Here is a 12,852-nt window from a genome sequence, read left to right on the forward strand (position 1 = left end):
ACGTTTCATTTTCAATTTTTCAATTTCAATTTTCCACTCTTATCTAAGCATCCTATTCCTACCCGTCTTATACCTCGAAATATCTTTAAGAATTATCTGATCTTCGGGATTGAAAAACTTTAATTCATTGACAATCTCAGAATGGGTTTCTACTTTTTCAGAAATGATCTCGTAGGCAATATTTCTTGTTATCGGTTGCAGTTTCGAATTCTTTTTAAACTCATATTTCATCGCTTCCAGATAAATAATCTTTTTATCATCTGGTGTGTCTTTGTACAAAGTCTGAATTTGCACTTCCAATTGTTTGATATCAAAAATATTAGCAAAATAATTATTGAGACAATTGAATGCATCTTTATTTTCTATCCAGCCTTGCAACAAAATCTTTTGGGCTTCATCCGGTACTTCCATTTTTTTTCGGTAAATTAAAGATGCTTTTACCATTTGATTGTTGCCAATAAAATCATCCGCCACCATTTGGTAATAGACATGTGCGTTTTTTATGTCACTCATCTCTTTATAAAGATCACCCACCTTTTCTTTTTGTTCCAATTCTTTATAAAGCTCAATGGCTTTTCTGTATTGCTTTGCTTTTTCATAGCAAATAGCTGCATCGGATTTGTTATTTAATTTTTTCAGATAAATAACTGCTGCTTCATTGTATAGTTCTCCATTTTCCAATGTTTTAGCCGCCCGGTAATTATCCTGTAGAAGATTCATATATACTTTTGCTGCTTTTTTATAATCTCCTTCGGAAATGTATTTTTCAGCCAGCTCTTCATATTTACTTCTGATCCTGTCGAAAAGTGAATTTTCAAGATAAAAGCTACCACCTGCTCCTCTTCTTTTTCCAGAATTCTGATCCCCTTTCTCTTTGTCTCTCAAACTTATCATTACAAAAAATATCATGATCGCAACCACGATAAAGATCCCTAATGTTCCTAATACACTCCAAAAGCTCTGATGAAAAAGCTGAGCAATAATCCCCAGTACTTTAAGAAGTACCAGAATAAAAAATGCTCTGATAAACTTATCTATAAATTTTTGCTTATTCATTTTTATCAGATTTTAAAATAGTTTTATCCTCACTGAATAAACGGTAAACAAGCAAGACAACACATATAACAAGAAGCCACACAAACCAGTTATAGCCATACATTTCAATCAATGGATAAAAAAGATAAATCAGCATACCCACCAATACGATGACCAGGAATATTTTAATACCACCCGGAACATTATTCCCACCAATATTCAAGGATCTCTTTCTAAAGAAATAAGAATAAAGACCTACACTCCCTATGATCAAAGTAACCAACCAAATGATCTCTGAGAACGAAATCTTATTTGCTGAAGAGCTTTCTGTATCCAATGTCTTCTTTGTATTGCCATTGTTATCGGATGAAAAATTGGGTTCTATGTTTCCAAGAGTGCCATAAAGACGACCCAAAGAATCCTCCATTAAAACCTGTTTTTTCTTCCAGACACTTTTTACAATTCCTTGGTTAACGGGTTTATTAGGATTTGATCTTTTTAAAGAATCAGAGATTTTTCGCTGATAGTCTTTTGATTTACTTTCAATATGTGCGGCAATTTTCTTATTGTATATTTTCTTAAGAAAATCCCTGGTCTGACTTTCTTTGCTTCTGTATTTCTCAACCTTTTTTTCTACTTCAGCAAGAGCTTTATTATCAGTCCCTTTAGAAGTTGCTGCTGCATATTCTTTCATTAATTCTTTTCTTTCCCCATTGTAAAGAGAATCAATTTTCATATCAATTTCTGTGAGACCGGATTCAAAAGCTAACTTACCAGGATCAAGATTTTTTAAAGCATCTTTGGAAATGACATTTCCTGAAGAAACCGGAGTTTCTGTCTCAGATTTATCTTTGCTAAAACCTATAATTACTCTTCCTACAATGATAACAATCCAAAGTGCAAACAAAACCCATCGGTAATCCCTTGGTTTTCTGTCTCTTCGGGTTCCTCCAAATAAACGACTCAGCCAACTATTATCAAATTTAAATTTCCCAAAACCATCTCCTCTCGAGCTTCCCATTATATCCAAAGGAACTCCGAGGTCAATGGCGCGGTCAGGATATTTTTCGATGTATTTTAAGTATTTTTCTATTTCCTTTTTATTTCCTGCCATCACTTTCTTCATATCAAAAGGAAGGCTTTTCATCCACTCTTCTTCTGTTTGAGATTTTTGGAGTGATTCCATCATTGTGTCATCATCGATCTCTACGGTATAGCTTTTAATTTCTTTGGGAATATATACTCCACTCAAAGGTTTTCTCACTGAAAGCTTGGCCTTTTGAGGTTCTTCAAGCAAAGAAATCCAATCTATTTCTTCTGATAATCTAACCAAACCAAATTCGGGATGCATGATTACAAATTTAGCATCTATAAGATTCCAGTCTTCGGAGTTGATCCTGGGATAAAAAGTAGTATTTTCTGGAATAAACAAAGTCCCGTCTACACATTGAAAGTAAGCATTTTTTCCAATTTCCAATGGGGCTGAATCTGAAAAAACAATAAAACATCCATAAAGAATATTGGGTTCATTAGAAGGAATGGCAAAGGTCTCAACCTGATCGATGTCTATCCTCCATTGATCCATTTCACTTAGCCATACCAATGGTGAGGGGCTTTTGATCAAGACTCCTTTTTTTGGATAATTATTCTTTGGAAATGGTTTTATTCTAAGTTCCATATTCCAAAATTTGATTAATAAATGGTTCCAGATAGTCTGAACACATATCTTCTATTGTTTTCATTTTAAGCAGAGTAGTTTCGGGCAGATAATATTCTGCCCCTCCAAACTCTGTATTTGTGGCGAGGGAAAGGAAACCATGCTCTGTGGAAGGGATATAAAATACAGGAATATTTTTGTTACTGCTTTTAAAAGTCAGTATCCCGCGAACATCGGTTATGATCTCACTTCCATCCGAAAAGGTAAATTTATTTTTATACTGGCTGGCAATAATTTTTATCTTATGATTATTCTTGTATAAGGTCAGGGAATTATCATAAACCTTAGCCAATCTATTATTAGAAATCACCAGGCTGTTTTCTGAATTAATTCCAATATTATTAAAACTGTTTAAAATTTTTATTCCACTGTTGGCTAATTTCTTCATCTCAGTTTCTACTTTCGAATGATTTTTAGCAATCTCTTTATCATTCTTTACGGACTCGAATGAGATATTCCCGTCAATATTGATATGATAGATCCATTCTGACTCTGCATTATAGAGGTAGAAGCTTTTGTTGAAATAGACCAGTTTATAATCTTGAGGAATATTTTTTCCTGTGAGATTCAGTTCTGAATACTCTTTTGTATTTAGGTTGAGTTTAGAAATAAGATTTTTATCTGGTTGATATTGACAAAGGATGAATTGCTGCTGTTTATTTTTAGCCAAAGCAAACTGTCCTCTGGGTTTAACTGAAATATCTTCTATCAGAACTTCACATCCACGATGTATCCTGTAACGATCATAATAATCTTTATTGTAATAATTATCTGACAAATAGGTTTTAAGCAATTGTCTTTTATTGCTTAAAATAAAAAATTCTCCTTCATATAAAAAGGTAGCTATTTTGTTAGCAGGAGTTGGAAACAGGATAGGATAATTCTTTGGAACATCCGTTTTCTTCCCATCAGAGGAATTGTCTTCACCTTTTTGTTTTCGTTGCGGAGGATTGGCCCATAGTTCTTTCAACGGAAGTATAATCTTCTGTATATGTTTTCGGGTTCCTTTGTGATGTTTAAAAAAGTTCAATTCGCCATCAGCAGAAGTAGTTACCAAAAATTTCAGTTGATCCCTGTTTTCATGAATTACCCTTTGTACATTTTCATTTTCCAGATTTTCATGATTGGTGATAAAAAATACTTCAATGTCTTTTTCAGTATGCTTTTCCAGAAAAAACTGATCTAACGTCTTAGAAACTTCCAACACAGAACTTACCTGGTTCAGGTTATCTACCACACTTTCTACCCTGTTCAGAGAAATTGGTATGCTTGTTTGCCCCACCGCAAAAACTTTACATTCTGAATGAGCTTTCGGATGTTTGATCACTGCAATTGCTGATGCATAAGCTAAAATTTTCGGAGTTCCCCAATTTTTCAAAGAGGTATCTATTAAAATAATTCTTTCAAAAACATTTTCCTCAGGGGGTATTTCTCTTTGAATATAAAGGGTTTCATTATTAGCGACCCGACTCATGAAAACCTCATCTTCATTAGCAAATTCCGATAAAAGCATTCTGTGAAGCTCCCCTTTATTAGCCATGTCAGAGATCCCACCAACCGGCTGTTCTCCGGGAGAAAGGTGACGCATAGGAATTTTAAGTCCGCTCCAAATCCTTTTAATCAAGCTTCCTACCTGAAATGTTTTAGGATCTTCAATTAATTCCTGAATAAAATCTTTATGGGATTCTACAGTGGTTTCTTCTTCCACAACTTCATCTTCCAATTCAGGCTCATTGGTGAAACCTTTCATAGCAGCGATAATAGCCTCTGTAGATGAAAAATTCTCATTAAGCCATACCAGGGCTTTGGTATCTTTTAATACAAATAATGACGTTACAGGAATTTTTTCAGCACTTTTTGAAAGTGTCTGCGGACTTTTTGCAAACTTTTTCAAAAGCAGTTCACTGGACATCGCAGAAATCCTGTTATGAGAATTGTTGAATAATGTTTGTAATAATAATATTCTGTTTTGCCCCTTCTTGTAGGATCTACCTAGCTTGTTTAAATTTTCCAGGAAGTTAATAATAGAATCAATTTCCAGATCTACTTGTCCTTCTTGTTCCAATTTTCTTAAATAGTAAGAAACACCATCAAAATTAAGATACCCTTCCTGCGTTGCATATAATACCAATAGTAAAGCACCGAAAGGGGGAAGACCTTGGGGTTGTAATTCTTTTAAAACTTCAATGATATAGGGTCTATAGGCAATGGCTCCAACATTTGGAATGGACACAAGGTTATTCTCATGATACCCTGAGTCATCACGCACATCTTCATCTGTCACCCATTCCCAAAAGTAATTTTCATAGGATTGGAAATATACATTTAAATCCATTCTTTCGCTTTTTCAGTGAGGCGATATGAGCTTGCAGACAGGTTCTTTATATCTTTTTTATCAATTGGCAGATAACTTCCATCTTCCTGCCATAAAAGCCAGTGTTCCTGCAACCTATTATATTTTCTTTGAAGTAATGAACTTAAATTTTTAAATTCAAAATCAAAACCTGTAGGCAAAAGGTGCCCGTCTTTCTCCCAATATGTTTTTCCCGGAAAACTTAATAATGGAGTTCCCAAGAATAATGCTTTGTCATCTATAACAACCCAATCTATCTTTTCAAGTTTAAATTTTGGTAGTGTAATGACCATATCTCCTACTTCTGACATCACAGTCAGTAATGCGGCTGCGAATTGTTCTTCGCTGCTCGATTTTAACTTCACTCCAACCTTTTCATGGATTCCAAAAAAATTTTGGTTAGAGGGTGGGAAAACAAGACGTAGTGCCTTATCAATTGGCGACCAGAGTAATGCTGATCTCATTTTCTTTGATGGAACTAAAGCTTCTTTTTTGAACAGTAAGCCATCCCTTACTTCATACAATAGGAAATTAGGCAACTGCTGTATTTCAGAAGAAACGACCTGTTCTTCTGTAAAGCCTTTAATCCAGATCACCTCTTCTTCTAAAGCTATCTGTATATTCTTCCAGTTCCGTATAGAACCTAAAGAATCTTCATCCGTACGTGGTAATTCTGCTAAAAAAGTTCTTACACACTTTGAAGGATCTTCTGCCATAAACTTTCTATTTCCTGTTGAATATATTGTTTCTGTTCAGGATTTTTGATCCAGTCACATCGTGTCTGCAAATATCTCAACTTATCTTTGATCACATTCTGTTCTTCAAAGGTCGTTGCTCCGCCGTTCCATTTCTCAATCAAAATTTTCACATCCTTCATTACCTCCTCGGGGTTTGGTGTTTTATTATGCAGAGCCTGAGGATGGGTTTGGGGGTTTTCATCTTTTTCAATGGTTCTGTTGATGATCCCTTCCAAAATTTCGATTTGCTCTTCTGTATCCCAAATATGTTTCAACACCCAAAGATCTGAGAGAATAGCCTCTTCCCTTCCACATATCAAAGCACTTGCTGCAATAAGGTTTTGCATTTTCACCGCTCTACGGTCAGAAATGGCAACTCCGGTGTTTCGAAGACTTATAATTGTATTTAAGTATACTTCATAAATCGGCTTGAGATCAATTGTTTTACAAAGATTCTGTAATTCTCGGATCTCATCAGCATGAATTTCCGGAATATCAACATCAACTGTATTTTCAAGTTTTCTACCTGCTAAAAGGACCTGCTGAAGAAGTTCAGGATTTACGTAGTCTACATTAATCCTGATCAGAAAACGATCGAATAATGCATTCAATGCTTCATCTTCTGGCAGGACATTGCTGGCCCCTACAAACATGAGGGCAGGTAAATGTTTTGTCTCCTTTCCTCTCTTGAAGATCTTTTCATTCAGAGCCATCAGAAGTGAATTCAAAATTGCAGAATTAGCATTAAAGATTTCATCTAAAAAAACCATCGATGCTTCCGGCATCATTCCTTCCGTATTGGTAAGAAGCTCTCCTTCTTTTAATTTTCTGATATCGAATGGACCAAAAATCTCATTCGGTTCGGTAAAGCGGGTCAATAAGTATTCAAAGTTTTTCCCATCTTTAACAGCCTGGGACAAAGCTCTTACAATAGCGGATTTTGCAGTTCCGGGAGGACCATACAAAAATGCATTTTCTCTGGCTAAAAGACATATTCCCAGCAGGTCAACCACATCATTTTTACCTACAAAGGTTTCCTTTACGTAGTTGAGTACTGTATTGAGTTTTGTAATATTTGGTATCATTCGTTTTCTTCTTCGTTAGTATTTTTCAGTTCCCGCCAAAATTCGTTTTTATGCAAACCAAATTCAGCCATCAACAATTGATTAATGTAAGGAATTTCAGCCAGCCTGTAGGCTTTCTTTTCTACAATTCTTTCAATATATAATTTCCTGTAAGTTGGATCTTTTAATTCTTCCTGCCAATTGATCTTTTCAATATCCAGTTCGTACCCTATTCCTGAATAATGAAATTGCAATAGAATTTGTTCAAGTCGTTCTATCAGGGAGTCTTCAGGATCTACAGTTTGAAGAGTCATAATGACTTGTGGTAAAAATCTCAATGACAAATCTGCAGATAATAAAGAGGATATATTTTTTGATCCTATAAACTCAGGAATTAAGTGATCCAAATCCTTTGCCGTATTTTCTCTTATCAAACATAATTGTGCAGCATGATAAAGAATTTGTGCAGCCCAAACAGCTGTTTCCTGATCACATGTGAGCTGATCTGAAATAAATTCCAGTCTCTCTTTTTCAAATTCAGACTCAAAATAATCTGCTGCATCCTGCCTTTCTTTTTCAGATATGGTTTGAATATTTGAAAATAAGATGATATGCTCTTCCTTTCGAAGAAGAAAAAGGGTATCCAGAAAAGGAGATGTTCTATTTTCGACCATCTAACAAAAATAAAATTATTTCTTTGAGAATAAAACTTTTATGGAAATGATTCAGGATTACCTAATATGTATTCTTTTTTGGTTAATCGCAATGGCGCAAATGGATTAAATAGACAGATGTTTTTAAGACGCAAGGATTTTTATCTACGATAAAAATTGATAGTGTAAATTGTTTCTCCAGGTTTGTCATTCTGGAAGAATCTAAACTTATTTATTTTGAGATTCTTTCACTTCGTTCAGAATAACAAATATTGGGTTATACTCTAAGTTATTTGCCATATTATTCAATTTAATATTCTTTTTACTGTTCTTTCTTTTATGGAGATTGCTTCGTTGCTTCACTCCTCGCAATGACATTGTCAATCTAAAAGTTATTATCTTTGCCCTCATTCAAAATAATATTATGAGTATTCACATTAGTGCAAAAAAAGGAGAAATTGCTAAAGTACTATTACAGCCGGGGGATCCTCTTCGTGCACAGTATATTGCCGAAAATTTTCTGGAAGATGCAAGACTGGTAAGTAAAACAAGAGGTATTCTGTATTATACAGGTCTTTACAAAGGAAAAGAAATCAGTGTAGGAGCAAGTGGAATGGGTTTTCCAAGTATCGGTATCTATTCTTATGAATTATATACAGAATATGATGTAGAAACGATTATCAGAATTGGAACTTGTGGCGCTTATACAACGGATCTTAAAGTATTTGATATTTTAAATGTTGAAAATGCAGCAAGTGAAAGTACCTACGCTAAATTTGCCTGGGAAATTGAAGGAGACAGCATTTCTCATCAGGGAAATATCTTTGACACCATTCATTCAACAGCAGAAGAATTGTCTTTACAAGCTAAACCTGTGCATATTCACAGTAGTGATATTTTTTACAGAAAAGATTTTACTGTTCCTGCAATTGCGACAAAATATAATTGTCCGGCAGTGGAAATGGAAGCTTTCGGGTTATTTGCCAATGCTAAACATTTAGGAAAAAATGCAGCGACCATTCTTACGGTAACTGATATTATTCCAACTCACGAAAAAATCTCAGCTGATCAAAGGGAAACGGCATTGAAACCGATGATTGAATTGGCTTTGGAGTCGGCATTGAAGGCTCTATAAGGCGAAAAGGCGAATTTGCATAATGGCTAAATCGTTAAATCGCAAAACTGTAGAATCGTTAAATCGAAATATCCATTTAATAATTGGTTCTATATAAGCAATTTTACAGTTTAACAAATCAGCTTTTTTGCTTTTTTGCCTTTTCGCTTTTCAGCGATTTTACCATTCGGCGATTTAATAAAAATAAAAAAGAGCTTTACTGACAATAGTAGAGCTCTTTTTTATAGCTTGAAAAATTCCCTCGCAACTTCTGTTGTTTCTTCGGCGACTTCGGCAATGCTTATTTTTTTTAAGTGGGCAATGGTTTGTGCAACATAAGGCAGAAAGGCGGGTTCATTACGGCGGTTATTGCTTCTCGTTGAGATATTTTTAGGCAACATAAATGGTGCATCTGTCTCAATCATTATTCTATCCAGAGGAACATATCGGATAACTTCCTCAAGATGTTTAAACCTTCTCTCATCACTGATTGCTCCAGTGAATCCTAAATAAAATCCTTTGTCAAGATAGGTTCTGGCTTCCTCTAAAGATCCTGTAAAACAGTGAACAACAGCTTTAGGAAGATCGGAAAGGTATTCGTGTGTAATTTCATTAAATCTTTTAAAAGCAGATCTTTCATGAAGGAACAGTGGCTTATCAATCTCTATAGCTAATTCAAGTTGTGCCTTATAACATTTCTCCTGAACAAGTCTCGGAGAAAAATCACGGTCAAAATCCAACCCACATTCTCCGACAGATACTACATGAGAGTACTTTAATAGATTTCTGAGTTCGCTTATACTTTGTTCATTAAAGGATTTGGCATCGTGCGGATGAATTCCGGCAGTAGAAAATAAAATTTCGGGATAATCTTTTGCTATTTCAGCAGATTCTTTGCTTCCCCGGACACTTGTCCCTGTAAGGATCATATGCTCTACTCCATTATCCAGAGCACGGTTAATTATTTCGTCATGTTCATTATTGAACTGTTTATTGGTCAGATTAATGCCAATATCAATGTAAATATTCATTTTTCTTTGTTGTTTTAAGAGTCATATAAAAATATCTTATAACATGAGGACTATTTACAGCACTTCTAAAAGATCTCTCGGTATAAAATTTTTTATGCCTGGAACGTTTTCTCCCATTGATTTCTTTAGTGATTTTCACCCAGATCATTCTTTGTCTTTTCTTCCTCGTCTTTCGGAATTTTATGGATTCACACAACTGATCATTTATTTCAGACTGCACAGTCCTTCGCCATTTCTTGTTTCCGTATCTTTTTAAATAGGGTCCTATTTTGCCATATTCATAACACCGAAATGTTCCTTTGTTATAGATATTTTTCATTATCTAAAAGTTTTGACAAAATAAATACTCTACTACGCAATCTTTTTACGTTGCAATATTATTCATTGATAAAAGGTTCCAGGAAACCAATTAATTGTGTTCCTCCGTGACTCCAGCGAATGCCATGTCCCTTTCTTTCTCTAATTTCATAAACAAGACCTTGTTTGTAATGAAAGAATACATTCCACCATGTTTTATTCTCGAGAATATAATGGATTTTCTCCATTACTTTTTCCTGCTTCTGGAGGTTACTGCCTTTTACCTCACCCCAGAATTGGTCGTCCGTTCTTCCGAGGTGTTTTTCCCATGCTCTCTGTGCAATGGTGATTTCTTCATTAAAATGGACCTGACAACTATCAATCAAAACATCTTTTAGAGGTGGAATGGCTTGTTCATCACGAACACTTGCTGAAGTAAGTCTTTGTCCGAGAGCATCAAGCCAGTATTCAAAAGGAATCTCTTCCAATTGTCCTGCTTTTTCTTCAGCCTCACCATTCGTTTCCAGAATACGAATAAAGTGTCCGAAACTTTGTGTACGGTCAATCAGAATTTCTTCATTAAAATAAGGTAAGTACCAATCTAAAGTTTCATCAAGAAATTTTTGAATATTTTCTTCTAAACTTTGTATATGCTCCTCCCTTACAATAGCTCCATATTTTTCTTTCCAGGAGTTCGAAAAAAATAAAGAATATTGTTGCATTCTGTCCATTAATTTTTTCACCAAAATACTGGATTTTTTTATTTGATAAAATAAATACAGTTACCAAAAATATAAACTCTTTTAATTGGTTTCGATGTGATTGATGGAAAATATAAGTTAACTTCACGACTTCTATAAAATCTACAACACGGAATTTAATTCACACAAAATTTAAATTATGTCAGATATCAGTATATTTAATGAAAGAGATATTTATTATCTTTTAGTGATGTGTGCCATCGTTGCTGGGTTTTTTCTTACCCTCGCCCTCTTTGTTATCAATGTTTTGGTCAAGAAGAAAAAGAAATTCTCATATTATATTTTGATGTATTTTATTTGTAGCATCTTATCTCTCATCGTACTTTGGTTTTTAGAAAATGTTTAGATACATTTAGGTTTTTAAAACGATTTATGTTAGAGAATAGTATGAGTAACTTTTGTGGATTGGAAAGCTAGTAAACACTAACTCTATCTTGCGAAAAACAACCCGTCAGCAACTCGATGGTTTAGAAATGTTTGCGTTGTATGCTGAAATCAGCGAAAAGGTTTCAAATTTATTGGTATATACAATAATGAGAATGAGGAAAACTCAAAAATTTAGAATTTAATTAATTTTGGTGTAAATGAAAAAACATTTGGAATTTCTGCAATTGGTTCAGGCACTTTGCATTCCTTTTTAAACCTAATTAAATTATAATACATAGCTTCAAACATATTTTTGTATATAATTTTTCCATTTTCCCATTTAACTTTTCCAGGAACACCCTCAATAATTATAAAGTCGAAAAAAGCTTTTAATTTACCATCTGCTTCAGCCCGCTTTACTAAATAAGTCATACTTTGGATATTGTTTGGATAATCTAGTATGGAGGCACCATTATCTAATTCTGAAAACAGAAAATTACATTCGTCAAAACAAAAATGTTCAGGATTGGTAAATACTTTTATATAATCTCTACTTTCGAAAAACAAAGTATTTATTTCGTTTTTATTTCGAAACAAAGAAAATGAGCCAGCTATATAATCATGCCGACTACTTATTATATCGTGACTACTTAAAATCTCCTCCGTCATAAAATCCCGAATGTTTCCGTAAATTAAATCTATATCCCCATGTCCCCAAAAATCATATTCTTTTAATATTTCATGGAAGATAAACCCATAAGTTGGCTTAAAATCGCAAAGCTTATACGGATAATCAATATTTACATTGATTTTTAATTTATCAGAAGCTATTTTTTTAATCTCGTCTATCGTTTTGTAGAGGATTTTTACATTGGTTGGCTTAGCGCTAATAAACTCTTCATTATCTGTTATAATTATAAAATCTATCGTTGGATTAAATGCACAAGATTTTATAAAGTATGGAAAATACCAAGGGTATTTTCCATACCAACAAGTTACAATACAAATTGTTGATAAAGCTATTTTATGATCTTGCAATTGCATTAATCAAAAATTGTTGTCTATAAAATCGATGGCAAAAATTGTCAAGTTCCCTCTCATACATCTTTGAGTATAACTGGTCATAATTTTTTTTTAATACTTTAGAACACATTAAACCACTTTTAATTAAAATAAGCCATCCGAATTATCTTTGAATGGCTTATAATAAAGCCTGGTTTTTAGTGGTTAAAACTTGGGCATTCACTGGCACAGCGTGATTTGTCATACACTGTTATGCAACAGTTATAGCAAACATCAGCAGGTTTCGTTCTCCAGCTATCACACATGCCGCCTACTCCCCCAGAGCCAGCCATAATGGTTTTCAATTCTCTTCGACTGAATGCATTTTCTGCATTTTTTAAATTAATTTTTTTCATAGCAAATTTTTGATTTTTCATTTTGTAAATCAAAATTATAATAATATATTATTTGAAAATTGTAAAAATGTAAAGCAGAATACGACAATATTAATCAAATTGATATTATAAAAAATATTTATCTTAATAAACGATCTAAATAAATGAAAATAAAATTCTTTTTATATTCTCTTTTTATACAATTCAAGCACAAAAACGAGATGAATTAACTGACGAGCAAAAAAAATATCTTAATAAATTCATTTATCCACTTTCGACTTATGAACCATCTACTGCCAATGAAGAAGATTTAAAAGTTCTAAACAA

At 33.7% G+C, this 12,852-nt stretch carries 11 protein-coding genes; 1 reads left to right on the plus strand and 10 read right to left on the minus strand.

The window, feature by feature from the left end; all coding sequences use genetic code 11:
• Positions 1 to 39: 39 nt before the first annotated feature.
• Genes JHL15_RS06355 through JHL15_RS06380 form a run of 6 tightly spaced genes read right to left on the minus strand, consistent with a single transcriptional unit; the run spans position 40 to position 7,580 of the window.
• Positions 40 to 1,056, minus strand: a complete 1,017-nt coding sequence (locus JHL15_RS06355) for a hypothetical protein (RefSeq protein WP_200244292.1) — start codon at positions 1,054 to 1,056, stop codon at positions 40 to 42.
• Positions 1,049 to 2,713 carry an APC family permease gene (locus JHL15_RS06360; RefSeq protein WP_200244293.1) on the minus strand — a complete coding sequence of 555 codons (1,665 nt, stop codon included), beginning with the start codon at positions 2,711 to 2,713 and terminating at the stop codon, positions 1,049 to 1,051. The genes JHL15_RS06355 and JHL15_RS06360 overlap by 8 nt, the downstream gene beginning before the upstream one ends.
• Positions 2,703 to 5,087 (minus strand): hypothetical protein, encoded by a 2,385-nt coding sequence (locus tag JHL15_RS06365; RefSeq protein ID WP_200244294.1) that lies wholly within the window; start codon positions 5,085 to 5,087, stop codon positions 2,703 to 2,705. Before JHL15_RS06365 ends, JHL15_RS06360 begins: the two co-directional genes overlap by 11 nt.
• On the minus strand, positions 5,078 to 5,821 hold the full coding sequence (locus JHL15_RS06370; protein WP_200244295.1) for a hypothetical protein: 744 nt from the start codon (positions 5,819 to 5,821) through the stop codon (positions 5,078 to 5,080). The genes JHL15_RS06365 and JHL15_RS06370 overlap by 10 nt, the downstream gene beginning before the upstream one ends.
• Positions 5,794 to 6,927: an AAA family ATPase gene (locus JHL15_RS06375; protein WP_200244301.1), complete on the minus strand. Its 1,134-nt coding sequence runs from the start codon at positions 6,925 to 6,927 to the stop codon at positions 5,794 to 5,796. The genes JHL15_RS06370 and JHL15_RS06375 overlap by 28 nt, the downstream gene beginning before the upstream one ends.
• Positions 6,924 to 7,580 carry a hypothetical protein gene (locus tag JHL15_RS06380; protein WP_200244303.1) on the minus strand — a complete coding sequence of 219 codons (657 nt, stop codon included), beginning with the start codon at positions 7,578 to 7,580 and terminating at the stop codon, positions 6,924 to 6,926. Before JHL15_RS06380 ends, JHL15_RS06375 begins: the two co-directional genes overlap by 4 nt.
• 403 nt (positions 7,581 to 7,983) lie before the next feature.
• Between JHL15_RS06380 and deoD the strand changes: the two genes are divergently transcribed.
• On the plus strand, positions 7,984 to 8,694 hold the full coding sequence (deoD, locus tag JHL15_RS06385) for a purine-nucleoside phosphorylase (protein WP_200244304.1): 711 nt from the start codon (positions 7,984 to 7,986) through the stop codon (positions 8,692 to 8,694).
• Positions 8,695 to 8,915: 221 nt separating this feature from the next.
• On the opposite strand, the gene JHL15_RS06390 is transcribed toward deoD, so the two are convergent.
• The 4 genes from JHL15_RS06390 to JHL15_RS06405 form a co-directional block, all read right to left on the minus strand.
• Positions 8,916 to 9,704 carry a TatD family hydrolase gene (locus JHL15_RS06390; RefSeq protein ID WP_200244309.1) on the minus strand — a complete coding sequence of 263 codons (789 nt, stop codon included), beginning with the start codon at positions 9,702 to 9,704 and terminating at the stop codon, positions 8,916 to 8,918.
• A 377-nt stretch (positions 9,705 to 10,081) separates the two neighbouring features.
• Positions 10,082 to 10,744 (minus strand): hypothetical protein, encoded by a 663-nt coding sequence (locus JHL15_RS06395; RefSeq protein WP_317193021.1) that lies wholly within the window; start codon positions 10,742 to 10,744, stop codon positions 10,082 to 10,084.
• 576 nt (positions 10,745 to 11,320) lie between these two features.
• Positions 11,321 to 12,172, minus strand: a complete 852-nt coding sequence (locus tag JHL15_RS06400; protein WP_200244315.1) for a DUF6625 family protein — start codon at positions 12,170 to 12,172, stop codon at positions 11,321 to 11,323.
• Positions 12,173 to 12,348: 176 nt separating this feature from the next.
• The gene (locus JHL15_RS06405) at positions 12,349 to 12,567 is read right to left on the minus strand and encodes a hypothetical protein (RefSeq protein WP_200244317.1); all 219 of its coding nucleotides are present in this window, start codon (positions 12,565 to 12,567) and stop codon (positions 12,349 to 12,351) included.
• Positions 12,568 to 12,852 lie beyond the last annotated feature (285 nt).

This window comes from Chryseobacterium paridis, from assembly GCF_016595215.1.
In the GTDB taxonomy this organism is placed as follows: Bacteria; Bacteroidota; Bacteroidia; order Flavobacteriales; family Weeksellaceae; genus Chryseobacterium; species Chryseobacterium paridis.